General features: G+C 39.3%; 24 protein-coding genes, 2 tRNA genes and 1 pseudogene. 12 read left to right on the top strand and 15 right to left on the bottom strand.

Annotated elements, in window-relative coordinates:
• The first annotated feature begins 154 nt into the window (after positions 1 to 154).
• From BO26_RS00835 to BO26_RS00820, 4 genes are all read left to right on the top strand, one after another.
• A complete protein-coding gene (locus BO26_RS00835) occupies positions 155 to 1084 on the top strand; it encodes a YwqJ-related putative deaminase (protein WP_036768135.1) in 930 nt (309 codons plus the stop codon).
• A gap of 68 nt (positions 1085 to 1152) precedes the next feature.
• Positions 1153 to 1989: a hypothetical protein gene (locus BO26_RS00830; protein ID WP_036768134.1), complete on the top strand. Its 837-nt coding sequence runs from the start codon at positions 1153 to 1155 to the stop codon at positions 1987 to 1989.
• Positions 1990 to 2328: 339 nt separating this feature from the next.
• Complete coding sequence (locus BO26_RS00825) at positions 2329 to 3222, top strand: hypothetical protein (protein WP_051690818.1); 894 nt, start codon at positions 2329 to 2331, stop codon at positions 3220 to 3222.
• Positions 3215 to 3616, top strand: a complete 402-nt coding sequence (locus tag BO26_RS00820) for a DUF1240 domain-containing protein (RefSeq protein WP_036768133.1) — start codon at positions 3215 to 3217, stop codon at positions 3614 to 3616. The genes BO26_RS00825 and BO26_RS00820 overlap by 8 nt, the downstream gene beginning before the upstream one ends.
• A 29-nt stretch (positions 3617 to 3645) precedes the next feature.
• Here the strand turns inward: BO26_RS00820 and BO26_RS00815 are convergent, their stop codons facing one another.
• Positions 3646 to 4125 carry an Hcp family type VI secretion system effector gene (locus BO26_RS00815; protein WP_036768132.1) on the bottom strand — a complete coding sequence of 160 codons (480 nt, stop codon included), beginning with the start codon at positions 4123 to 4125 and terminating at the stop codon, positions 3646 to 3648.
• A 453-nt stretch (positions 4126 to 4578) separates the two neighbouring features.
• On the opposite strand from BO26_RS00815, the gene BO26_RS23355 reads away from it, so the two are divergent.
• From BO26_RS23355 to BO26_RS00805, 3 genes are all read left to right on the top strand, one after another.
• Positions 4579 to 4752, top strand: coding sequence for a hypothetical protein (locus BO26_RS23355; protein WP_157835513.1), 174 nt, complete (start codon positions 4579 to 4581; stop codon positions 4750 to 4752).
• Positions 4753 to 4868: 116 nt separating this feature from the next.
• Positions 4869 to 5600, top strand: coding sequence for a hypothetical protein (locus BO26_RS00810; RefSeq protein ID WP_036768131.1), 732 nt, complete (start codon positions 4869 to 4871; stop codon positions 5598 to 5600).
• Entirely contained in the window at positions 5593 to 6030 is a 438-nt protein-coding gene (locus tag BO26_RS00805) for a DUF1240 domain-containing protein (protein WP_236637224.1), read from the top strand. Before BO26_RS00810 ends, BO26_RS00805 begins: the two co-directional genes overlap by 8 nt.
• 28 nt (positions 6031 to 6058) lie before the next feature.
• Here the strand turns inward: BO26_RS00805 and BO26_RS24565 are convergent.
• From BO26_RS24565 to BO26_RS00755, 12 genes and pseudogenes are all read right to left on the bottom strand, one after another.
• A pseudogene (locus tag BO26_RS24565) lies at positions 6059 to 6139 on the bottom strand (type VI secretion system tube protein Hcp); the annotation flags it as partial.
• Positions 6140 to 6370: 231 nt separating this feature from the next.
• Positions 6371 to 7756, bottom strand: a complete 1386-nt coding sequence (locus BO26_RS00800; protein WP_036768129.1) for a GntP family permease — start codon at positions 7754 to 7756, stop codon at positions 6371 to 6373.
• Positions 7757 to 7758: 2 nt separating this feature from the next.
• Positions 7759 to 8724, bottom strand: coding sequence for a D-erythronate dehydrogenase (gene denD / locus BO26_RS00795; protein ID WP_036768128.1), 966 nt, complete (start codon positions 8722 to 8724; stop codon positions 7759 to 7761).
• 207 nt (positions 8725 to 8931) lie between these two features.
• Positions 8932 to 9708, bottom strand: coding sequence for a DeoR/GlpR family DNA-binding transcription regulator (locus BO26_RS00790; protein ID WP_036768127.1), 777 nt, complete (start codon positions 9706 to 9708; stop codon positions 8932 to 8934).
• Positions 9709 to 9719: 11 nt separating this feature from the next.
• Positions 9720 to 10499: a 2-oxo-tetronate isomerase gene (otnI, locus tag BO26_RS00785; RefSeq protein WP_036768126.1), complete on the bottom strand. Its 780-nt coding sequence runs from the start codon at positions 10497 to 10499 to the stop codon at positions 9720 to 9722.
• 144 nt (positions 10500 to 10643) lie between these two features.
• Positions 10644 to 11279, bottom strand: coding sequence for a 3-oxo-tetronate 4-phosphate decarboxylase (gene otnC / locus BO26_RS00780; RefSeq protein ID WP_036768125.1), 636 nt, complete (start codon positions 11277 to 11279; stop codon positions 10644 to 10646).
• Entirely contained in the window at positions 11272 to 12549 is a 1278-nt protein-coding gene (gene otnK / locus BO26_RS00775; protein ID WP_036768124.1) for a 3-oxo-tetronate kinase, read from the bottom strand. Before otnK ends, otnC begins: the two co-directional genes overlap by 8 nt.
• Complete coding sequence (gene ltnD / locus BO26_RS00770) at positions 12549 to 13454, bottom strand: L-threonate dehydrogenase (RefSeq protein WP_036768123.1); 906 nt, start codon at positions 13452 to 13454, stop codon at positions 12549 to 12551. The genes otnK and ltnD overlap by 1 nt, the downstream gene beginning before the upstream one ends.
• A gap of 377 nt (positions 13455 to 13831) precedes the next feature.
• Positions 13832 to 13916 (bottom strand) — tRNA-Tyr (locus BO26_RS00765).
• A gap of 149 nt (positions 13917 to 14065) precedes the next feature.
• Positions 14066 to 14225: transfer RNA gene (locus tag BO26_RS21780), tRNA-Tyr, on the bottom strand.
• 282 nt (positions 14226 to 14507) lie between these two features.
• Complete coding sequence (gene purU, locus BO26_RS00760; RefSeq protein ID WP_036768122.1) at positions 14508 to 15356, bottom strand: formyltetrahydrofolate deformylase; 849 nt, start codon at positions 15354 to 15356, stop codon at positions 14508 to 14510.
• A gap of 60 nt (positions 15357 to 15416) precedes the next feature.
• Positions 15417 to 15878, bottom strand: coding sequence for a YchJ family protein (locus tag BO26_RS00755; RefSeq protein ID WP_036768121.1), 462 nt, complete (start codon positions 15876 to 15878; stop codon positions 15417 to 15419).
• A gap of 157 nt (positions 15879 to 16035) precedes the next feature.
• On the opposite strand from BO26_RS00755, the gene rssB reads away from it, so the two are divergent.
• The 4 genes from rssB to BO26_RS00735 all read left to right on the top strand — a co-directional run bounded on the left by rssB (position 16036) and on the right by BO26_RS00735 (position 20829).
• Positions 16036 to 17061, top strand: coding sequence for a two-component system response regulator RssB (gene rssB / locus BO26_RS00750; protein WP_036768120.1), 1026 nt, complete (start codon positions 16036 to 16038; stop codon positions 17059 to 17061).
• A 443-nt stretch (positions 17062 to 17504) separates the two neighbouring features.
• A complete protein-coding gene (gene galU / locus BO26_RS00745) occupies positions 17505 to 18428 on the top strand; it encodes a UTP--glucose-1-phosphate uridylyltransferase GalU (RefSeq protein WP_036768119.1) in 924 nt (307 codons plus the stop codon).
• 23 nt (positions 18429 to 18451) lie between these two features.
• Complete coding sequence (locus BO26_RS00740) at positions 18452 to 19807, top strand: UDP-glucose dehydrogenase family protein (RefSeq protein WP_036768118.1); 1356 nt, start codon at positions 18452 to 18454, stop codon at positions 19805 to 19807.
• A gap of 8 nt (positions 19808 to 19815) precedes the next feature.
• Positions 19816 to 20829, top strand: coding sequence for an NAD-dependent epimerase (locus BO26_RS00735; RefSeq protein WP_036768117.1), 1014 nt, complete (start codon positions 19816 to 19818; stop codon positions 20827 to 20829).
• Positions 20830 to 21128: 299 nt separating this feature from the next.
• Here BO26_RS00735 and hns read toward each other — a convergent pair whose 3' ends face one another.
• Positions 21129 to 21533: a histone-like nucleoid-structuring protein H-NS gene (gene hns, locus BO26_RS00730; protein ID WP_036768116.1), complete on the bottom strand. Its 405-nt coding sequence runs from the start codon at positions 21531 to 21533 to the stop codon at positions 21129 to 21131.
• A gap of 646 nt (positions 21534 to 22179) precedes the next feature.
• On the opposite strand from hns, the gene BO26_RS00725 reads away from it, so the two are divergent.
• Positions 22180 to 22785, top strand: coding sequence for a thymidine kinase (locus tag BO26_RS00725; protein ID WP_036768115.1), 606 nt, complete (start codon positions 22180 to 22182; stop codon positions 22783 to 22785).
• A gap of 132 nt (positions 22786 to 22917) precedes the next feature.
• On the opposite strand, the gene adhE is transcribed toward BO26_RS00725, so the two are convergent.
• Positions 22918 to 25578, bottom strand: coding sequence for a bifunctional acetaldehyde-CoA/alcohol dehydrogenase (gene adhE, locus BO26_RS00720; protein ID WP_036768114.1), 2661 nt, complete (start codon positions 25576 to 25578; stop codon positions 22918 to 22920).
• Between the last annotated feature and the right edge of the window lie 20 nt (positions 25579 to 25598).

Raw genomic sequence — 25598 nt, 5'->3', positions numbered from 1 at the left:
TACTTTTGTAGCGTGTTGAAAAGTGTGACAATATTTTTTGACTAAAGTAGCTGTTCAGATCGCTCTTTATCTAAATTCTTATAATTGAGGCGTCAGAACATCGTAATGATAATTTTAGGTGTAATAGGATCAACCAATAATAGAGGGTTTATCAATGTTCCAGAATCGTATTCGTAATGAAAAAACAACTCAATCTGGCAAAGGAAAAACTTTAGATAGAATGACAGATTCATTATATCTGGAAATTCCTAATGTAGAAGCGGTAACCTTGGCTTATCAGAAGCTTACTAGTAAATATAGAAAATTTGATAATAAGACGAAGTTAATTCTCGATTCTTCAGATGAATTTTCGCAGTTGAAATCTGAAAAGCAACGTAAAGGCTTCTCTAAATCTGGTTTAAAAAATAATGGTGTTTCTGATAGAAAGTTTATTTATACAAAAAATGCTTTAAAGAACTTTGCTGCTCATGCAGGATATGAACATAATGGCCATTATGAAGATGAATTTGTCAATTTTAAGGATAATAATAAAAATCTAGCAAAAGGAAAGTTATTTCCTGGTATTAGCCTGATTGAACGTCGTAAGCTCTCAATAGTGAAAAATAAAGAAGGAAAATGGGAACACAAAGAAACTGACGAAGCCGAAGCTTATAAGGTCACTGACATTGAGAAATTTATTTCTGGGGTGAGGAGTATGTATCTACAGGGAAATACATTTTTGCATGCAAAAACAGAGGCTTTGATTAGAAAGCATATCGCTAACAATGAAAATATATTACCTACGATGGCGGGTATTGCTGGTTTGCATGCGGAGGTACAAGCACTTAATAATTTATTTATTTCAGGAGATAAAGGAACAAAGAAACGTGAAAAATGGAAATATATACGAAATATGTTGGAATCATCTATTTTTACCCAGCGATTGACAACAGGACAAGCAGGGAAAGATTTTGCTGCTTGCCATAATTGTTCTGGGATATTGTCGTCGCCAGTTAATGTTATTACCGGTAAGGTGGAAAGTGCGGGGGATAATTTTCTATCAACATTATCTCGATATAAGACGTCACAAGAATCTCCAATATAAAAATGTTGTGAATTTGCAAGTTAATTTTCCTAATATGTTTTTTTACCCCAAAATTAGTAGGTGAGAATATGGAAAGAGAATACAGTGAAAAACAAAAAAATCCCTCGAAGTTAAGTCGTAAGACTGCAATAAGTGAACGTATAGCAGCACTTGAGAGAAGCGGATTATCTAACAGCAATCAACCTGTCCCTCAGTTTGCAAGACCTTATACATCTAATAGACCTGTTGTAAATATTAATCCAGGAAGATCGTCGATTGCTGTAGCTACTGCAAATTCAACATCACCGGTTAATATCCCCACGCCAGCACCTGCAAGTCCTGATAAATTATTACCATCAACTAGTTGTGATACAACGTCTTCAATTTTAATTGTTGGCAAATATAATTTAGAGCTGACGAGTCAAGGAAAAATTGTTGTTTTTAGAGGCGATAATCGGACTCCTGAACAGATCGTAGCAGCAGGTGGGTTCTATCCATGGTCAAAACAGGATGTTGGCAAAATTAAGAAAGAACTTATAGATGAATTTATTGAAATTGGGCCTTCAGCTCATATGATGGGGCATGTCAGAAGTCCAAACAAAAACTATGTTTCGACAGGTATGAATATGGATTCAGGTGGATTCGGAGAGCAATCTAACTATCTGTATAAGATGGAAATCCCTGGATTAAAACCGCAGGATATGAATGAAAGAACTCTTGGTGAAAAAATTAGACAAGATAAAAGGGGAATTAATTACCCTCACTTTTTAATGAGCCATTTAACGCTTGCAGAGTCAGAGTTTGTCGCAATGATACCAGCACGCTCTGAAGAGCTTACATTTATCACTCCTATTCCCCTAAGTTATATAACTTCGTACAGGAAAAGAGGCACAAATACATGGCTTCCAATGCCACTTAAGAAATAAAATTCTGCAAAAATTACAGAGTTATTAATACGCTGTTCAGCCTCCCGAGTTAAGGAGGCTGGATGATAAATTATTAATGATTTTGTGTTTATAGCAAGGGGCTGCCGGCACGAATCAACAGATTACGTTTCCTTTTTAGCCAGTGCTTTATATGGTGTCGTTATGAGAAATGGACGATGCGCATAGCAGATATTCTTCATGACGATATTATCTAAAACAGAATGTCAGTCCTCAACAGGGAAACTTGATTAAGTTCACAAAAGTTCAGAAAAACTAAAGAAAAAATAGCTGAGTCCGATAAGATATGGAATATCAATTAAATATAAATGGAGTTATAAGATGAAATATGATCCACGATTAAGAACATGGGTTGAAGATGATTTTGATTATGAAAAGAATTTCAGAAAACAAATGGATTATATCAATTATAAAGATCTTGAAAAGCAACTGAATGAAAATATAGATTACCATGCCTTATTAGATCAGGATGAAGCTATAATTTTTTTGAAAACATTAGAAGGTGATTTTAAATCATATCTAGATGATATCTATTCAGTAGCTGATCCTTTGTCAAGTTTTGCTGGAAACATAAAAGATGCTCCTGGAGTTTTTAAAGTAGCAAAAAATTTTAAACCTATAAATATAGGAATAATTTCTCATATAATAAATGAACTAAAAGGAAAAGGTGTAATAGCTAAAGAATTCTTAGGTAAAAATGGTGTGAGATATATAAAATTATCTGGTTATCCAGCGGTTAGACAATATTTAAATGCAACAAGATACCTTATCAATAATAAAAAAATACTGGAAGTTGGAGTTGGTTCTGTGGCTATGGAAGGTAGTATTGCTTCAGGAGTTAGATTCGGTATTGTGTTTTCCGCTGCATATAGAGCAGTTGAATTAATGCTTAAGGATGAATATAACCTAATAGATTTTTATGTTAACTTATCAATGGATATGGCAAAGTTGATTGTATCGACAACAATAGCTAGGCTTGCTGTTGGAGCAATAGTAACTTCGCCAATTTTTGCTATTGGGGCTAGTGCTACCATTGTGGCTATTGGTATTTTTGCTCTTGGAGTAGGTATTGCTTATGTTTTATATTTGTTAGATAGCAAATATAAAATTAGTGAAACTATAATTAAAAAACTTAAAGAATATAAGATAAAACCACCTACACCTTATCACCCAGATCAATTTTTTAGCATGTGGGGTAGATATTCTCGTGGATAATGTAAGTAGATTAAAAGTATTTGTAGTCGCAGTAGCATTTATGTGCGTTGCTGTGATTGCTGGATTAGCATCAGTAAATGATTATATTTCGTTTATAACTAGAAATGAAATTGTTACGTTTTCAACCAAAAGCGCTTGGTTTATTTGGGTTAGTCCATTATGTATGTATTTTTCTTTATTATTATTCAAGTACCTTATAACTAAAGAAAAAGTGGTGTTCAATAATAAAATAGGGAGTATTTTTGGTATTTTAGCAGTGATAGGATTTGTTTTTAATTTGTTTTTTTCTTTTTATGTTGATTTTGAACTAAAAAATGAAAATTATTTTCTATGTGATAAATCATCATGGATGGAGCCTAATAAATATGTAAAAGATATATCACTATGTAAATGAGCATAGCATACTGCTATGCTCATTTTTATTTAATAGATTCGATCGTCCCATATACTATAAGCTGATGTACCGGCTGTTATATGATTCCATGAGATGGATTTGTAATTTAGAAAAACTCTTTCATATGGCATGGCATCGAAATTATTTATAGAATGAGGATATACACAGGAAATATCAGTAATAGTGGCTTCAATTATTTTAACCTCATAAAACAATTCTAATTGCCCAGTTTGACCTGTTCTGTAAAAAATAAAATTACCATTTAGAGATTCATTTGAATCTATTGCCATAGCTAACAATGGTGATGACTTATCTACTGGCTTAATGAACTGTATGGGTTGATGACTAACATTCTGCTGTCTTGTTATTGTATGGTTTAAACTCAGTACCTGTATTTGATCCTCGTGTCCATTTTGATACCTATTTCCTATTGAATCTAGGGTTGAACACCCAGCAGAGATCAGCCCTTGTTTTTTACCATTCAAAGACAAATAAATCATGTATGACATAAAATTACTATCCTAATTTTTTATAATTTAACCTAATATTCTAAGTATGTAACTTAATATATAAATGAAAGTTACAATAGTAATATAAATCAAGAAATAGAAATCTAAAATATTGTTTGTTACTTGCATTAAAGTTGAATGTAAAAATGGTGATCCAAATCACCATTTTTATTGATTTTGTGTTTATAGCAAGGAGCTGCCAGCACTTGCTACCCCGGGAATCAACAGATTACGCTTTCCTTTTTAGCCAGCGCCTTATATGGTGTCGTCATGAGAAATTGACGATGCTCATAGCAGATATTCTTCATGACGATATCATCTAAAACAGAATGTCAGTCCTCAACAGGGAAACTTGATTAAGTTCACAAAAGTTCAGAAAAACTAAAGAAAAAATAGCTGAATCCGATAATATATGAGGTGCTCATTAATAGTAAATATAAATGGAGTTACAAAATGAAATATGATCCACGATTAAGAACATGGGTTGAAGATGATTTTGATTATGAAAAGAATTTCAGAAAACAAATGGATTATATCAATTATAAAGATCTTGAAAAGCAACTATACCCAATAGATTTCAAGATGCATCGCGACGGCAAGGGAGCGAATCCCCAGGAGCATAGATAACTATGTGACTGGGGTGAGTGAGTGCAGCCAACAAAGAGGCAACTTGAAAGATAACAGGTATAAAAGAAAATGTAGATTACCATGCCTTATTAGATGAAAATGAAGCTATTATCTTTTTGAAAGAATTGGGGTGTGATATTAAATCATCTCTAAAGGATACTGTTTTTCCAGTAACTGATGTTTTGTCAAATTTCGCAGGGAATATAAAAGATGCACCGGGAGTTTTTAAAGTGGCAAAACATTTTAAGCCTATAAATATTGGAATTTTTACGCATATAATAAATGAACTTAAAGGAAAGGGGATAAAAGCTATAGAATATTTGGGGAAGAATGGAGAAAGATATATAAAACTAACTGATCGTCCAGGTATTAGGAAATATCTGAATGCTACAAGATATCTTATTAATAATAAAAAAATAATGGAAGTTGGGATAGGTTCTGTGGCTATGGAAGGTAGTATTGTTAAAGGGGCTAGGTTTGGTGTTATATATTCTGCTGCATATAGATCTGTTGAATTGATGTTTAAGAGTGAGTATGATTTAACTAATTTTTTTGTTAATTTATCGATGGATATGGCGAAGATAATTGTCGCAACTATAATAGCGAAATCAACAGTTGCAGCAGCAACTTCGTTTGTTGTTACTGCTGCTCTGAGTACTACTGCTATAGCTATCGGCGTTTTCATAATTGGGGCGCTTGTTGTTTGGGGGTTAATGTGGTTAGATGATGAATTTAAAATTAGTGAAACTATAATTAAGAAATTAAAAGAACATAAGGTAAAAACTCCTATAAGTACTTATCATCCCGATCAAATTTTCAATGCTTGGGGAAGGTATTATCGTGGGTAATAAAAATACTCCATCTAGAGTGAAAATATTTATTTCTGCATTAATATTTATGAGTGCTTCGGTTATTGGTGTGTTAGCGTCGACAATCGATTATCGAGGGTTTTTAACTAGAAGCGATATTATTACATCTTCAACTATAAGTGCTTGGTTTATTTGGTGTAGCCCATTGTGTATGTATATATCCATATTGTTATTTAAGTCTCTTTTAAATAATAATAAGGTGTTTTTAGGTAATAAAAAAAAGATAAATTTAAGTAGTAATAGAATTGGAGGGCTGGTTACCTTTATTGCGATATTTGGATTTGTTTTTGCTTTGTTTTTTTCTTTTTATGTTGATTTTGAACTAAAAGATGAAAGTTATTTTTTATGTGATAAATCATCATGGATGGCAACTAATAAGTATGTAAAAAATATATCACTATGTAAATAAGCATAGCATACTGCTATGCTCATTTTATTTAATAGATTCGGTCGTCCCATATACTATAGGCTGATGTACCGGCTATTATATGATTCCATGAAATTGATTTGTAATTTAGAAAAAACCTTTTATATGGCATGGCATCGAAATTATTTTAACTTCATAAAACAATTCTAATTGCCCAGTTTGACCTGTTATGTAAAAAATAAAATTACCATTTAGAGATTCATTTGCATCTATTGGGTATATAAATCAAGAAATAGAAATCTAAAATATTGTTTGTTACTTGCATTAAAGTTGAATGTAAAAATGGTGATTCAAATCACCATTTTTATTGATGATTTTGTGTTTATAGCACCAGATCCAGGATGATGACACCACATAAGCCAATTGCCCATGCAATAGTGGTTGGTATTGACCAAACGATCATCTGTTGTTTAGCATCTTTGATTCCCATCATGCGGTTAACGACCCAGAATAGGCTGTCATTAAAATAACCAAAGAATAGTGAACCCATCGTTGCTGCTTGTGCGGCGACCAGCATATTGATCCCCGGAATTTGACTAATAATTGGCGCAGAAATAGAAGCGGCGGTGATCATTGCCACAGTGCCGGAGCCTTGAATTAAACGAACCAGTGTTGCAATGATAAATGGAATCATCACCGGTGTCAGAGGTAGGTTTGCTATATGTTGTGCCAGAATAGTGCCGGTGCCACTTTCACGTAGTACCGCGCCTAATGCGCCGCCAGCTCCCGTCACCAATAAAATAATACCGGCAGTCTGTAAACCTTCTTCCAGTCGATTAATCACGTCATGCTTACTGACTTTGGGCATCAAGGTATAAACGGCCAATAATACGCTAATTGATAAGGCAATAACCGGTGCACCAAGGAAGTCAAATACTTGAAAATAGACGGTGTTTTCTTGTCCGCTAAAGGTTTCAGTACTGAGTAACAGTCCATTAATGGCTTTAATGAAGATTAAAACGATAGGAACGATAATCGGCAGTAAGGAAAGAAATAGATTTGGTAATGATTTGTTCGCCTTTTCTTCCATATAACGCTGATGGATTTCTTGTAGATCCTGAGCTTGTTCTGCTTCATCAATTGGCTGAAATTCTGGATATTTTATTGCCAGCCATTTGGCATAGAACACAATACCAATAACACAAGGAACTGCCAGCATCATTCCAGCTAGCATCATCGCGCCGATATCTACACCAAAGATACCCGCGACACCCAATGGCCCAGGTGTAGGTGGGACTGCGTGATGGGTAACAACCAATCCACCTGCCAGGGCTACACCGAGAGTCAGTAGATTACGTTTCCCTTTTTTTGCCAATGCCTTAGCGAGTGGGTACAGGATAACGAAAGCAGAATCGACAAAAATTGGAATACTGACGATATAACCGGTAATCGCTAAAGCCCATTCTTCGCGTTTTTTACCCAACCATCTAATAAAACTGTAAGCTATCTGTTCAGCAGCGCCAGAAACTTCCAGCACTCTCCCCATCATGACACCTAAACCGATAACAATACCAATACTGCCTAGTGTGGAGCCAAAACCTTTAGTCATAACATCAATGGTATTTGCTGCGGTTAACCCACCAGAAATTCCAGCAATTGCTGCGGCAATCAACATTGCCAGCAAAGCATGAACACGGGTACGTAGCACAAGAAAGATTAGAACAAATACAGCTACACCTAGACCAATAACTGGAATGTGGAGTTCCATACTTAACCTCCATTCTGGAACATGTTATTGGTGATAAAAGCGCGTATCGCATCGCTGAAATCCCCATCAGTGTAGAACCCCAGCGACAGACTACGACTGATATCAAAGTTACCCGGCCAACTGGCAACAATACGATCAATGTTTTCATCTGGTTCGAAGCGGATCAGATCCACTGCTTTTTGCCCGGCAACTTCTGCCAGCGCATCAATCATGGCCTGAACGGTCACGCTGATACCTGGTAAATTCACGGTGCGGGACCAGCCAAATTTTTCAGCCGGGATTTGAGCAGCATGAATAAAGTTGCGGATCACGGTTTCAGGGCTGGAAAGCCATAAAGTGAGATGGCGGGAAACCGGGCAAACGCCGATTTCACCATGTAGAGGTTCACGGATAATACCGCTGGCAAAGGAAGATGCGGCTTTGTTTGGTTTTCCTGGGCGAATACTGATTGTTGGCAGTCGGAGTACCCGGCCATCTATGTATCCTTTACGGGAATAGTCATTAATCATCAATTCACACATGGCTTTTTGTGTGCCATAGGATGATTGAGGATTAACCGCACATTGATCTGTGATGGTTGCCGGTAATTCTCCGCCAAATACGGCAAGGGAGCTGGTGAAAATAAATTTCAATTCTGGATTTCTGGCTCGGGCAACGTCCAATAAATGACGAGTAACATCAAAGTTAACTTGCAAACCAAGATCAAAATCATTTTCAGCGTGACTACTGACAATCGCAGCTAAATGGAATAGTACAGTACTATCTTCATCAATCAGCTTTTCCGCAGCATCTGGCTGAGTTAAATCCAGTGCCAGACACTGGACACGAGGATTATTAACCGGTGAAGTAGGGGGGTGAATATCGGTCAATATTAGCTGATCGAAGTTTAAATTTTGGTTATTTTTAAGCAAAGCACTAGCAAGTTGCTGGCCCAGAAAACCTGCGGCACCAGTGATTATCACTTTCATTGCGACTCTCCTTGTTTAATAGCTCAATAATTCTGGGCTATTTGTGCGTGTAAGGTAGATTTTTGGCTCTTATACCCGTCATCTTTCAAGTTGCTTCTTTGTTGGCTGCACTCACTCACCCCGGTCACAGAGTTATCTATACTCGTCATCTTTCAAGCTGCTGCTTTGTTGGCTGCGTTCACTTGCCGCCGCACTGCAACTTGAAATCTATTGGGTATGTATGTTGACGGAATGCAATATCAAATTGTGCTCTCGTAATTGTTGTTGTATTTCTGGAGACAGTTGGCTATCACAGACAATATCATCCAAACTCGAAAGCGGGCAGACACGAAACATGCCGTATTTGCCATATTTACTGCTGTCAGAAACTAAAACCCGGCGACGGGCGGTTTTTAGTACGGCTTGTTTGACTAATACTTTTTCTTCATGCGGTGTAGAGACACCATGTTCCAGATCCCAGGAACTGGTGCTAATAAAAGCAATGTCTACATTCAAGCTGCGAAGTAGCATGGCTGCGGTGCGGCCAACACAAGAATGATTTCTTTTATCGACTTGTCCTCCGGTATGGAACAGACTCAACTGAGGTTTGTTCATCAGGTATTGGGTAATGGAAAAATCATTAGTAATGATGGTGAGGTTAAAACGCTCAGCCAATACTCTGGCAATCTCAAATGTAGTGGTGCCGGCATCAAGATAAACAACCTGTCCATCTTCAACCATGGATACCGCATATCGGCCAATTTCTCGTTTATGCCGATGATTAAGCCGGGCTTTTTCATTCCAGGGTAATTCTTGGCGTAGAGCATCACTGAGTTGCACACCTCCACTGACACTGATGACTTTTCCTTCCTCTTCCAGAGTGCGGATATCCCGCCGTACTGTCATATGCGAAACGTTCATCAGTTCAACCAGTGCGCTGATGGAAATTGTGCGATATTCGTGTATGTAGCGATAAATAAAGTCTCTACGCTCTGATGGGAGCATATTTTCTCCTGTTATTTCTGTGCCTTGATCAACCAACCCAAACCATCTTCCGTGTAACCGATAGGGTGGTATTCACAGCCTAGCCAGCCCTGATAACCCATTTCATCCAGTTTATTAAACAACCATGGATAGTTTACTTCGCCGCTATCAGGTTCATGGCGTTCTGGCACCGAGGCAATTTGAATGTGACTAAATTTTCCCCATAAACGTTCAATAGTACGGAGTAAATCTCCCTCCATAATCTGGCAGTGATAAAGATCTAGCTGAATAAAAACATTTTGACGGTCAATGTCTTTAAGCAATATTTCAGCCTGATGCTGAGTTGTTAGAAAATAATCTGGCATATCACGAGTATTAATCGGTTCAATTAATATGTTAATGTTATGTTCTGCCATTATATCAGCGGAATGTTGAATATTTCTGATATAACACTCACGTTGTTGTTCCGGTGTAAATTGTTTATCCAGTTTTCCGGCCATAGTATGAATTTGCTTACAGTTCAAAGCCAATGCATATTTCAGGGCGGTCTGTACATCTGCGGCAAATTCTTTTTCACGGCCAGGAATAGAGGTGATTCCTCTTTCATTCGCTGCCCAGTTTCCGGCAGGCATGTTGAACAGAACCTGTGTTAATTGATGTTGTTTTAACAGGGCCGCAAGGTCTTCAACTGTTTCTTCATAAGGAAACAGATATTCAACGCCTTTAAATCCCGCTTTGGCTGCACGGGCAAAACGTTCTTTAAAAGGAACGTCGTTAAACATCGTACTTAGGTTTGCCGCAAACTCAGCCATGATGAATGCCTTTTATTCAGTTTTTGGGATATACCTGTTATCTTTCAAGTTGCCTCTTTGTTGGCTGCACTCACTCACCCCGGTCACATAGTTATCTATGCTCCCGGGGATTCGTTCCCTTGCCGTCGCGATGCATCTTGAAATCTATTGGGGATAACGAGTTTCAAGTTCCTGCACTTGTTCTTTATTTAAGGTAGTGAAACCGTGCGGCAATAATGTCAGATACAACCGGGCCGTATTTTCTAATTCTTCCGCATTGAAAAAAGCTTGCCGTAAAGTTTTGCCACTGACAACAGGTCCGTGGTTTGAAAGTAGAATTGCGTTGTGTTTTGCGGCCAGCTTCGCAATTTCTTCACCGATTTTCTCATCGCCTGGTGGGAGATACTTCACCAGAGGAAGTTTGCCGACTCGCATCACGTAGTAGGGTGTAATAGGCGGTAGACAGTTACTACTGTTCAGATTTGGTAGGCAGGAAAGTGCGGTTAACCAAGGTGAGTGGAGGTGTACCACTGCACGGCACTCGAGACGATTGCGATACATTGCCAGATGCATGGAAACTTCTTTCGTGGGTTTGTTGCCAGATAGCCAGTTGCCCTCTATATCCAATTTGCTCAGGCGATCAGCTTGTAAGTCACCAAAACTGGAGTTGGTTGGTGTGATGATAATCGTGCCATCATCCAGTTTGGCACTGATGTTACCTGCACCGCCGCTGCTGTAGCCGCGGTAAAACATTGAACGAGCCCATTCTACTAATTCTGTTCGTAGCGCTTGTTCACTCATAAAACATCTCCTGAGCATGCAGGAAAAAATTAATATCACCGAAGTTGCCTGATTTTAATGCTAGCCAATGATTGTGTTGCAGGTCATGTACCCAAGGCACTCCTGGGGCAATAGGTGCTCCGATATTGAATTGTTGGATATCTAAACTTTGTACTATTTTGCCGGCAGTTTCACCGCCAGCGATGATAAAGGTATTGAATCCTTGTTGTTTTAAGCTTTTTACAACGCTGGAGAATGTGCTTTCTATTGCTTCACTGGCGGTCGTTGCACCATATTGTTGTTGGATTTTCTGTAATGTTTCCGCAAGTTGAGTTGAATATAACATTGGTGCAAGGTTGTTTTCGGATTGCTGCATAATCCATTCCACCAGTTGACCAGCATATTGTGGATCATGGAGGCATAACCTAATATCCAGGGATTTGGTCGGTGCTAACTTCTGATACTGAGCAACTTGTTTGTTGGTCATTACAGAGCAACTGCCGGAGAGGATCACGGTACGTCTATTTTGAGCTGGGGGTATTGCACCTGCCGACTGAAATGGTGCCAATGATTTTCCGGTATTTGTACTGGCAAGTGCGGCACCAAGGCCGGAACCACCGGTTACTAATGTCAGTTCTGACACAGCGCTGGCAATAGGCAGCAGATCATTCATGGATATTGCATCTACCACTGCGTAGCGAATGCCTTGTTGTTGTAAGTTATTCAGCTGCTTGCGAATGGCCTGTTCTCCCTGATGAACACATACTAAATCGACCAGACCCGCTTTTCCTTGAGCTTGTTGTTCCATCAGACGTATCAGATTGGCGTCTTTCATTGGTGTTACGGGATGGTGTTGCATACCACTTTCATTGAGCAGTCGCCCATTAACAAACAGGTGTCCATGTACAACTGTACGTCCATTAACTGGCAGGGCAGGGCAGATCAGCGTGAGATCTGCGCTTAGTTCACTCATCAGAGCGTCCGTCACCGGCCCGATATTGCCGGTATTGGTGGAATCAAAAGTTGAGCAGTATTTGAAGAATATTTGCTGGCAACTCGCCTTTTGGCGTAACCAGCGGCAGGATTTCAGTGAGTTGTTCACCGCTTCATCTACCGGGCAAGAGCGGCTCTTCAGGCTGATAACAATGGCGTCAATATCCTGTGGAATATCTGTATTTTCATCAGGTGTAACTAGCAACTGAACAACCTGCCAACCGCTTTGTACCATAAAACTTGCGATATCGGTTGCGCCGGTAAAGTCATCGGCAATAATACCCAATTTGATGGTCATTATTCTTTCTCCGGTAAAGTGATACCTTTAAAAGTTTTGATAACTGCGCTGTCATCCCATTGACCTAAACCTTCGTTACTGGCTGCAAGGAACATTTGATGTGCAGCGGCTGATAGCGGTAATGGGAATTTCAACGCCTTACCTGTTTCCAATACTAATCCCAGATCTTTGACGAAAATATCTACGGAAGATTTTGGTGTGTAATCTCCCGTCAGAATATGAGGAACACGGTTTTCAAACATCCAAGAGTTACCAGCAGCATGTGTGACAATGTCATACATGAGATCTAAAGAAATGCCTGCTTTTGCTGCTAACGCCATACTTTCTGCTGCGACAGCAATATGCACGCCTGCAAGCAATTGATGGATGGTTTTAACGGTGGAACCCAGGCCAATTTCATCTCCAATACAATAAAGGCGCTCTGTGGTGGCATTAAATATGGGTTTTAATTGTTCAAATAATGCTGGTTCACCAGAAGCCATAATTGTAAGTTGACCTTGTTCAGCTTTTAGTGCTCCACCAGAAATGGGAGCATCCAGCATTTTGATATTGTACTGGCTAAGGCGGTGGGCAAAGTCTCTAGCTTGTTCTGCGGCAACGGTACTGTGAAGTACAATGACTGTCCCCGCTTTTAGCTGGCTGACCAGCGGTGTTTCTCCACCGAATAGTATGTTTTCTATCTGAGCACCGTTGACTACAACAAGTAAAATGATATCTAGTTCTGATGCCCATTTTGCTGCATTGTTTGCAGCAACTTTAGCCCCCTCTTGCAGAAGTTGATCACAGGCTTTTGGATTTAAATCGAAGCCGTACGTGGGAATGCCCGCGCGTATTAATGAACGCGCAATCCCCATGCCCATAGTGCCCAATCCTATAATCGCTATTTTTTGCATTGATTGGTTCATAATGGTTCCCTGGTGTTGCTGTTATAATTTGTTATTTTTTATGATTATTTCACACGAAATTTCACAAATACACGACAGTTATCACATTCGTATACCCTGTTTTTGAAGCTGATTTTTCTTGTAATACTATGATTTATAGTTTTTTTATTGGATTTTTATGGGATGGTAAATTTCACATAAAGATGTGATAAAAAATATGATTGGAGTTGCGTAAAGTTGGGTGTAAGCACAGTCAATTCAAAAGTATGTAGGTTCAAATATGGTTTTTGGGTTTAGCTACGCTCAACTCGAACCTTGGCGAAGGTTCTCGACCTTCCCCTGAATGGGGGAATATGTTGCTGCTGACTTCTGGTAATGTTCAGGGAAGTACTTAATCGTGGTGGTGGGGGAAGGATTCGAACCTTCGAAGTCTGTGACGGCAGATTTACAGTCTGCTCCCTTTGGCCGCTCGGGAACCCCACCAAGTTTTGAAATGTATCACTGTTGATTACAGCGGGCGGAATCATATCAAATGGGCTGTTACTGTAAAGTATATATTTAAAAATAAGTTACCGTGTGATGTTTTTTTATCCTTATTGATCCTGTTGTGAACAAATAAGTGGCCTGTTTGCTGGTGGTGGGGGAAGGATGACTCGTCACTGCGTTCCTCGCCCTTGCGGGCCAACGCGTCGCAAGCGCCGCATTGTTGTTTCGCTGCGCTCAACTCGAACCTTCGAAGTCTGTGACGGCAGATTTACAGTCTGTTCCCTTTGGCCGTTCGGGAACCCCACCAAGTTTTGGAATGTATCACTGTGGCTTACAGCGGACCGAATCACATCAAATGAGCTGCTGCTGTAAAGTATATATTTAAAAATAAGTTACCGTGTGATGTTTTTTTACTCTTATATTGATCCTATTGTGAACAAATAGAATCCCACCAGGTTTTGAAAAGTATCATTGTCGTTTACAACCGGCGGAGTCATGTCAAATGAACCGCCGCTGTAAAGTATATACCCTTCATCTTTCAAGCTGCTGCTTTTCGGATGCGGCTCTTATGTCACAATTGATTTAGTTTCACAGAATTATAGTACGGTTCCCATAAACGAAAACACGCTGAGCAAGAACCCAGTATAAAGCATGACTTAGGACATTTTTTTCAACATCTCTGCCCGCTCTCATCATATCTTCAGCAGTGTATGTATGGTCTATGTTAATGACATTCTGAGTAATAATCGGACCTTCATCCAAATTGTCATTCACGTAGTGAGCCGTTGCCCCTATGATTTTTACACCTCTTTCATAAGCCTGATGATAAGGGCGTGCCCCTATAAATGCAGGTAAGAAGGAGTGGTGAATGTTAATAATCTGATTTGGATAATGTTGAACGAATTCTGGTGTCAGTACCCGCATGTATTTGGCTAGTACCACGTAATCAGGTTTGTATTGATCAATCTGTGCAATCAGTTTTTCGTCGTGCTGTTCACGGGTTAAACCTTCGTGACTGACTAAATGGAAAGGGATACCAAATTGCTCAACCAATGATTGTAATGTCGCGTGATTGCCAATAACTGCGGCAATTTCAACATCAAGCCCGTCATAAGCGCTTTTCATAAGTAAATCACCAAGACAATGCGCTTCTTTTGTCACCATAATAACAATACGTCGACGCCCCGCAGGGTTTAATTCCCGTTGAGAGCCAACCGGGAGTGCGTCATCTAAATCAGCCAGAAATGTTTCATCGTTGAAAATTCCTTCAAGTTCAGTGCGCATGAAAAAACGGCCAGTGCAATGATCGACGAATTCATTATTCTGAACTATGTTTAGTTGGTGTTTGTAGCAAATGTTGGTAATTTTGGCGATTAATCCTTTCGCATCAGGGCAAATAGTGCGCAGAATTTTCTTTTGTATATTTTTGTGTGGCATGAATGGGATGGTTCCTTAAATCTTTTTCGTTTCGTTTGTCTGGTTTTAGTCTGTGGTTTTTTAGCCACAACATTTTTTGTATTTTTTACCCGAACCACATGGGCAGGGACTATTGCGACCAGTTTGAGGCTTTACCCCATCAATATAGTACCAATGCTGGTCTATACGAAGAAAACGTGAGCGTTCATGGATAAGTTGTTTATCTTGAGCTTTCTGATCAAGAAAGCAAGCTGAAAATTCAACATAAGCTTCGTTGTCATCTTTGCCTTTTTCAGTCGCAATTACATTTAATCCAAGCCACTGAGTCGCAATAAAACTTTGCTCTATATCCAAACGCCATTTTTCAGCCTGGCAATCAGGATGCCAACTGGTGATAAGGTAATCAGCGTTATGTTTTACGTAAGCACTGTATCTAGAGCGCATCAATGATTCAGCATTGGCAGCAAATTTTATGTTTTGCAGATAGGGAGAACAACAATCTGTAAAGTTTATTCCGCTACCACAAGGGCATAATTCTGTCAAAATAACTCCAATCGCTTAAAGGTGAAATATCATTTTGTGAGTTTTCTATTGAAAAGAAACGTAAGAGAACAAATGATAGTCACTTAATTGAACTAATATAATTGATAGTACCTAAGAAAAGGTGAAAGTCGCAATATAAAGGTAAGGGAGCGCGTTTATGGAAAAAGCATTGGCAGGCAAAGAGATTTTGATTGTAGAAGATGAACCCGTTTTTAGTTCTTTGCTGGCAGGATATTTGCGGATGTTGGGCGCTAAGGTGTTGGTTGCATCTAATGGGGCTGTTGCATTACAGATGCTGGAAAGTGAAGCGCATATTGAACTTATTTTATGTGATTTAGATATGCCTGTTATGAATGGTATTGAATTTGTTGCAAAATTGACTAATGAAGGTGTGAGTATTCCAGTTATCATTATTTCAGCAACTAACAAGATGGCAGAAATTGATGAAGTACTTCGTTTAGGGGCGAAAGATGTTTTATTAAAACCCGTTTCAGATCTAAATGAGATAAAGAAAGTCGCGTTGGCCTATTTGCATCCCATGGTCTTTATGTCTGGTGCGATTGAACAGAATAATTTGAATAAAGATTGGTTAACGTTAAAACATAATTCAGATGAAGCATTAAATATGCTTAAGCAGTTACAACCCCCAGTTTCACAGGTGATTGCTCACTGTAGGGTCAATTACCGAAAATTAAATATGATTGATAAACCAGGGTTAATTCTCGATATGGCGGCATTGTCCGACAATGAGTTAGCTTTTTATTGTCTGGATATTAGCCGCTCAAAAGAGTATGGTGTAATTTCAGCATTATTACTAAGGGTAGTATTTAACAGTTTATTACAAGAACATATCATCCATCATTCTCGGCGTTTACCCAGTATGGCCGGTATTCTGAACAGGATTAATAACTTGTTGGAGAATGCCGGGCTGCGAGGTCAATTTCCATTGTTGCTCGGGTATTATCATACCGTTAATAAAACGGTTTTACTGACGTCTGCGGGGTTACATGCCAGTATTAAATCAGGTAATCGTCAAATTCAATTAGATAGTGGGGTTCCTCTTGGAACGTTGCGAACGATTTGTTCAAACCAGGTTTGTTCTCATAGCGCTGAATGGCAATGCCGGATTTGGAATACAGATAGTCAAATAAAATTGATGCTTTCTTCAATGTATTCCAGATGAATATTACTAAAGTAATATTTTGCTTAAAAAAGCAAATATTAAACATCATGTCACGGTGATGTAATTAAACAGAATGGTGCTGTTTATTGGATAGAATTAGCTGGTATACTCAGCCGATTATGCTTAGAGCCTATCTCAATTTAGGCTATATTTATTGGCTGTTCTTTGTAGTAAAAAGTGGATTTGATAGTGCTTAGATAAAAGCGTTAGCTTTTGGATGTGCTTCGTATAGCCCAAAAAGCGAGTGAAGTGACGTACTATACCCAATAGATTTCAAGTTGCAGTGCGGCGGCAAGAGAACGCATCCCCAGGAGCTGTCTGTATCCATAATTTATTGGCAAAAGGTAATAATGTCTTATTGGTATAGGTTCTGAAAGAGTTAGTGCTGATTTTGCGTTGAAGACGGATTTGTTTCAGCCAAAAACATCAGGAGATTAAGATTAATGCCATCAGTAAACAAAATAGTTAAAAAAGCCGTTATTCCCGTCGCGGGATTAGGAACCAGGATGTTACCCGCTACGAAAGCGATTCCTAAAGAGATGTTACCTTTAGTGGATAAGCCTCTTATTCAGTATGTTGTGAATGAATGTATTGCCGCTGGCATTAATGAAATTATCTTGGTTACTCATTCATCGAAAAATTCAATTGAGAACCATTTTGATACCAGTTTTGAGCTGGAAGCAATCCTTGAAAAAAGGGTGAAACGTCAGTTATTGGATGAGGTTCAGTCTATTTGTCCAAGTCATGTCACTATTATGCAAACCCGACAGGGAATTGCTAAAGGATTAGGGCATGCGGTGTTATGTGCAAAGCCCTTAATTGGTGATGAGCCTTTTGCTGTGATACTTCCTGACGTTATTCTTGACGAGTACAGTACAGACCTCACTAAATATAATCTGAGTGAGATGTTGGCTCGTTATAATGAAACTGGGATCAGCCAGATATTAGTAGAGCCTGTGCCTCATGAAGAAGTTTCCAGTTATGGTATTGTCGATTGCCTGGGAGAGAGTTTGCAACCTGGTGATAGTAAACCAATTAAGCGTGTAGTTGAAAAACCTAAACCGCAAGAAGCACCATCAAACCTTTCTATTGTTGGCCGTTATGTGTTGTCTGAAAAAATTTGGTCGTTATTGGCAAAAACAACACCAGGGGCCGGTGATGAAATTCAACTTACCGATGCAATTGCTATGTTAATGGAAGAGGAATCCGTGGAAGCATACCACTTGCAGGGTTTAAGTCATGATTGTGGCAATAAGCTTGGCTATATGCAGGCGTTTGTCCGCTATGGTATGAAACATGGTGAGTTAGGCAAAGAGTTTACTGATTGGTTAGGGCGAGTGGCTTTACAGGATCAGACTAAAGAATAATTTTACGGAAATTTAGGTGTCATATGAAAGTTACGGTATTTGGTATTGGTTATGTTGGCCTGGTACAGGCCACTGTTTTAGCTGAAGTGGGGCATGATGTACTTTGTATTGATGTAGATGCAAATAAAGTTGAAAACTTGAAGAATGGTCAAATCCCTATTTTTGAACCCGGTTTGGCACCGCTGGTTAAGAAGAATTATGAAGAAGGCCGTCTGAATTTTAGTACAGATGCAAAGGCCGGGGTTGCACACGGTAAATTACAGTTTATTGCTGTGGGAACGCCTCCCGATGAAGATGGTTCAGCAGATTTAAAATATGTAACCGCTGTTGCCCGTACTATTGCGGAATATATGGAGAGTTATAAAGTTATTATCGATAAATCCACGGTTCCTGTTGGTACTGCCGATAAAGTTAAGGCTGTTGTCAATGAGAGTCTGCGTCAGCGCAATCTTGATATTCCATTTGATGTGGTTTCTAATCCGGAATTTCTTAAAGAAGGGGCTGCTGTTGCAGACTGTATGCGTCCTGAACGAATTATTATCGGGCGTGATTGTGATAATGAAAGAGTCATTGACCTTGACCTGATCCGTGAATTGTATGAGCCATTTAACCGTAATCATGATCGTATGATTGTGATGGATATCCGTAGTGCGGAACTGACGAAATATGCCGCTAACTGTATGTTGGCAACAAAAATTAGCTTTATGAATGAGATCTCTAACTTAGCTGAAAAGCTGGGGGCTGATATTGAACATGTTCGTCAAGGAATTGGTTCTGATTCTCGTATTGGCTACCATTTTATTTATCCGGGTTGTGGTTATGGTGGTTCCTGTTTTCCAAAAGATGTGCAGGCGTTAATTCGTACCGCGGAGCAAATTGGTTATCAGCCTAAGATTCTTCATGCGGTAGAGCAAGTGAATGAATTGCAAAAGAGTAAGTTACCTTCTTTTGTAAAACGTCACTTTGGTAAAGACTTATCCGGTAAGACATTTGCTGTTTGGGGATTGGCGTTCAAACCGAATACCGATGATATGCGTGAAGCATCAAGTCGTGTTTTGATGGAAACATTGTGGCAGGCCGGCGCTAAAATACAGGCTTATGATCCCGAAGCTATGCAAGAAGCTCAGCGTATTTATGGTCAACGTGATGATTTGTCATTAATGGGGACTAAAGAGGCGGCTCTTAAAGGAGCAGATGCCTTGGTTATCTGTACCGAATGGCAAAGTTTCCGTGCACCAGATTTTGATGTAATCAAAGAGTCTCTTAAAACTCCAGTTATCTTTGATGGACGAAATCTCTATGATCCTGAGCGCCTGCAATCCCGTGGTTTTATTTATTATGGGATTGGTCGTGGGGCATCCATTAACCCGGTTATCTGAGTAATACGATGAAATTCTTAGTGACAGGTGCCGCTGGTTTCATTGGTTTTCATGTGAGCCAGCGATTATTGCAAATGGGGCATGAGGTTGTAGGTATCGACAACCTTAATGATTATTATGATGTGAATCTTAAGCAAGCTCGGTTAGATCTATTATTTGATAGTCCTGGTTTTAAATTTGAGAAGCTGGATTTAGCTGACAGAATAGCCATTCCTGATCTTTTTGAGCGGCATAAATTTCAGCGGGTTATCCATCTGGGGGCTCAGGCTGGTGTTCGCTATTCATTGCAGAATCCGATGGCTTACATTGATTCGAATATAATAGGGCATATCAATATACTTGAAGCTTGTCGTCATAATAATGTTGAACATTTATTATATTCCTCTTCCAGCTCAGTTTATGGGTTAAATAGAAAGCAACCGTTTTCTACAAACGATTCTGTTGATCATCCAATTTCGTTATATGCGGCGACTAAAAAATCAGATGAATTAATGTCTCACAGCTATTCTCATCTTTATCAGTTGCCAACGACAGGGTTGCGTTTTTTCACAGTATATGGCCCATGGGGGCGTCCTGATATGGCTTTATTTAAGTTCACTAAGGCGATGTTATCAGGACAGCCTATTGATGTTTATAATCACGGTAATATGGTTAGAGATTTTACTTATATAGATGATATCGTTGAATCAATAGTCAGATTACAAGACGTTATTCCCGCACCAAATGAGAGCTGGGTAGTTGAGGATGGGCAAATATCTGCCAGTTCTGCACCTTACTGTATTTATAATATTGGTAATGGTCAACCGACTAGATTAGGTGATTTTATTGAAGCGATAGAAGAGTCATTAGGCATTCAAGCTAAGAAAAATTTTATGCCCATACAAGATGGTGATGTTCTGTCGACCTGTGCTGATTCAAGTGACATTTTTCAAAAAATAGGATTTTCACCCAATACATCGGTAAGGCATGGCGTAAAGCAGTTTGTAGAGTGGTATTTGAGTTTTTATCATAGCTCTAAATAAGAAAAAAGGAGCCGATTGGCTCCTTTTCTATTGAATCAACGACAGTTAGCGAAGGAAGTAAATAGTTGTGCTTGTTTGATTATTAATTTGTCTTGGCATTAGCTGAGTTACAACTAGCTTTGCTTTATCACAAAGGAATGATACAAAAACACACAATCCGATTAACTTCTTGTCAATGGGACTCAAACAAGTTCATATGATAAGCGTTAATTCTTTTGTTATTTAAATTGCTCAATAATAAAAACACCCCTGTATTCTAAAAGGGGCGTTTTTAATTAAATCAACTAAAAAACAGTAAGTTAGAGCAGGAAACTTTCCAGGGTTTTACCTTCCTCTTCAATTGCTTTCTTGATGACAGCAGGTGTACGTCCCTGGCCAGTCCAGGTTTTAGTTTCACCGTTTGTATCAACATATTGATATTTAGCTGGACGTGCAGCACGTTTTGTTTTACCAGCTGATTTGCCAGCACTCATTGTTTGAAGCAATTCGCTTGGATCAATTCCTTGTTCAAGAATCATTTTACGAACTTCTTCCAATTTACGTGTGCGTTCTTCTAATTCAGCTTGTACCAGACTTTCTTCTTCACGACGTTCATCAACAACGACGGTCAGTTTTTCCAGTATTTCTTCTAAGAACTCAAGGTCACATTCTCTTGCTTGAGCTCGTAGGGTACGGATGTTATTTAGGGTTTTTAAATCGCTCATTGTCCTGGTCTCAAATTATAATGATGATGGCTGATGTGGATATAATAATAGAATGCTATTTTATTTTCTGCAATAGTCAATTTCTCATATTCCGATAAAATAGCTCTTTTTTTTAAACGTAATTTCTTTACAAAAGTTATATAGCGCTTTTTATACAGCTATTTCGATCGTCATTCGCCAATAACATGTTCAGGGTACCTTTAACAAAGAGGGGACATGATTATCTCTCTAATTTATAAACCAGTTATATACTAAATCGGTAAGTAATTTTAACTGTTTCTTATCATACCTGCTAAGGAAGAATAAATAGTAAGTTTAAAAAAACTTATGACTAATCCATGAGTTATCCTTGATTTTCTGTTGTCATTTTCTGACAGTAAATCACGCAGCTTATTAATTTGCATACAATATGCAACAAATCAATCAAGCTTTCATTTGCTTAATTTAAACATGAGTATTTGTCACGCAAGTGAGCCTTAATTGTCCATTTGATGTAATGATGATCACGAATGATTTTAGACACTACTAAGCTAAATATTTTACGATATCACCGGTGTAGCTTACTGAGATGGATAATCACTCTTGGAGTTTATGGTAAACTCATCTGACTATATGGCTTTATAAATTTTGTTAAGGGGCAGAGCCTATGGCTCAACTTTATTTTTATTACTCCGCAATGAATGCCGGAAAATCGACATCTCTGTTGCAATCTTCTTATAACTATAATGAGAGAGGGATGAGAACGCTGATTTTTACCGCAGAAATTGACACTCGGTTTGGAAAAGGAAAAATCAGTTCTCGTATTGGATTATCTGCCGATGCATTTCTGTTTAGCCAGCAGACAGATATAGGTGAATTAATCAGAAATGAAAATAAACAGGAAACCGTGCATTGTGTGCTGGTTGATGAATGTCAGTTTCTTACAAAAGAGCAGGTAAAACAGTTATGTAAGGTGACTGACTACGATGATATCCCTGTCCTTTGTTATGGGCTGAGAACTGATTTTAGAGGCGAACTTTTCAGTGGTAGTCAGTATCTTCTGGCATGGGCTGATAAGTTAGTTGAACTGAAAACTATTTGCCATTGTGGACGCAAGGCTAGCCGGGCATTACGTTTTGATAATAAAGGTGTGGTCATGTGTGATGGCGATCAGGTTGATATCGGAGGCAATGAAAAATATGTGTCTGTTTGCCGTAAACACTATACGGATGCTATTAATGAAGCTAAGGGAAAGCGAAAAGATAGCATGTAGTTAATAATCTTTTTTTAAGTTCTCATGGGCAGTTTAAGGCGCTTTTATTAGGATTGAGTTGGCATTCTTAGGGAATAAGTTAAAGGGTACTGATATCAGCACCCTCTAAATGGTATTTAAATGAGTTAATGGTTAGTTTTTATCAGGATTTATTGTTGGTTCAGTCGCTTCCGGTGTTGCCATTGTTTCTGTGAATTCTCGGCCATAGTATGAATCCAGCAATAATTGTTTTAGCTCAGAAATTAGAGGATAACGAGGGTTAGCACCAGTGCATTGGTCGTCAAAAGCATCTTCAGACAACTTATCGATTTTCACCAAAAAGTCCGCTTCCTGAATACCGGCAGCGCGGATAGAGGTCGGGATACCTAGTTCGGATTTCATTTCTTCTAGCCATGCTAGCAGTTTTTCAATTTTTGTTGCAGTACGGTCCCCGGTAGCAGATAAGCCAAGATGGTCGGCAATTTCGGCATAACGACGACGGGCTTGTGGCCGGTCATATTGGCTAAATGCAGTCTGTTTAGTTGGATTATCGTTAGCGTTATAACGGATAACGTTACAAATCAGCAGTGCGTTAGCAAGGCCGTGCGGGATATGAAATTCAGAACCCAGCTTATGTGCCATAGAGTGACATACCCCTAGAAAAGCGTTAGCAAATGCAATACCAGCAATGGTTGCAGCATTATGAACCCGTTCACGAGCAATGGGGTTAGTTGCACCTTCGTGATAGCTGGCTGGGAGGAATTCTTTTAGTAGTTTCAGTGCTTGAAGAGCTTGTCCGTCAGAATATTCGTTTGCCAATACAGATACATAAGCTTCCAAAGAATGCGTGATTGCATCCAGGCCACCAAAAGCACACAGTGATTTCGGTAAATCCATTACCAGATTAGCATCAACAATAGCCATATCCGGAGTCAGAGCATAGTCAGCCAATGGATATTTCTGGCCGGTTGTGTCATCAGTGACAACGGCAAATGGTGTCACTTCAGAGCCTGTGCCAGAAGTTGTGGTAATCGCTATCATTTTAGCTTTGATGCCCATTTTCGGAAATTTGTAGATGCGTTTACGGATATCCATAAACCGTAGGGCTAATTCTTCGAAGTGTGTTTCAGGGTGTTCATACATTACCCACATAATTTTGGCGGCATCCATTGGAGAACCACCTCCTAGTGCAATAATGATATCCGGTTTGAATGAGTGCATTTGTTCTGCACCTTTACGAACGATGCTCAATGTTGGGTCGGCTTCAACTTCAAAGAAAACTTCTGTTTCCAGTCCGTGGGATTTCAGCACGTCGGTGACTTGATCAGCATAGCCATTATTGAATAAGAAACGATCTGTTACGATAAAGGCCCGTTTTGCGCCATCGGTAGCCACTTCCCCTAGTGCAACAGGCAGGGAACCACGACGGAAGTAAATTGATTTTGGAAGTTTATGCCATAACATATTTTCTGCTCTCTTCGCCACGGTTTTGGTGTTGATGAGATGTTTTGGTCCCACGTTTTCGGAGATGGAGTTTCCACCCCAGGAACCGCAACCTAGTGTCAGAGATGGAGCAAGTTTGAAGTTGTAAAGATCACCGATACCACCTTGAGATGCGGGTGTATTCACCAGGATACGGGCTGTTTTCATTTTGTCGCCAAAGTACTTGATTCTTGCTGCCTGATTATCCTGATCGGTATACAGGCAGGAAGTGTGACCAATGCCACCCATTTCGACTAATTTTTCTGCTTTTTCTACAGCATCTTCAAAGCTGTTACCTCGATACATAGCGAGCAGTGGAGAAAGTTTTTCGTGAGCAAAAGGTTCAGTTTCATCAATCTGGCTGACTTCTCCAATCAGAATCTTGGTGTTTTCAGGAACATTGATGCCCGCCATTTGGGCGATTTTAGCTGCAGGCTGACCAACAATTGCGGCATTCAGGCTACCGTTTTTCAGGATAATGTCCTGAACCGCTTTCAATTCTTTGCCTTGTAACAAATAACTGCCATGAGTAAAGAATCGTTCACGTACCTGTTCATAAACAGAATCCACGACGATAACGGACTGTTCTGAAGCGCAGATAACGCCGTTGTCGAAAGTTTTGGACATCAGAATAGATGCAACAGCGCGTTTAATATCAGCTGATTCATCAATGACAACGGGTGTGTTACCCGCACCAACGCCGATTGCAGGCTTACCAGAGCTGTATGCCGCTTTTACCATACCAGGACCACCGGTAGCCAGAATGAGGTTAATATCCTGGTGGTGCATCAGTGCATTGGAAAGTTCAACAGAGGGTTCATCAATCCAGCCAATAATATCTTCTGGGGCGCCGGCCTCAATTGCAGCACGTAGAACTAATTCAGCGGCTTTGTTGGTTGCTTTTTTAGCACGTGGATGCGGTGAGAAAATAATACCGTTGCGAGTTTTCAAACTGATTAGAGCTTTAAAAATAGCCGTAGATGTTGGGTTAGTGGTTGGCACGATGCCGCAGATTAAGCCGATAGGTTCAGCAATAGTGATAGTACCGAATGTTTTATCTTCAGCCAAAATGCCACAAGTTTTATCATCTTTATATGCGTTGTAGATATATTCGGAAGCAAAGTGATTTTTAATCACTTTGTCCTCGACAATCCCCATACCGGATTCTGCCACGGCTAATTTTGCTAAAGGAATACGTGCATCGGCTGCTGCAAGAGCGGCAGCTCGGAAGATTTTGTCAACTTGTTCCTGAGAGAAATGAGCAAATTCACGTTGTGCTTTCTTAACTCGGGCAACCATTTCATTCAGTTCAGTAGCATTAGTTACAGTCATAAAAAACGACTCCTGATAAA

This window comes from Photorhabdus australis DSM 17609, from assembly GCF_000711895.1.
Classification (GTDB): domain Bacteria; phylum Pseudomonadota; class Gammaproteobacteria; order Enterobacterales; family Enterobacteriaceae; genus Photorhabdus; species Photorhabdus australis.
This window is presented reverse-complemented; position numbering and strand designations above follow the sequence as displayed.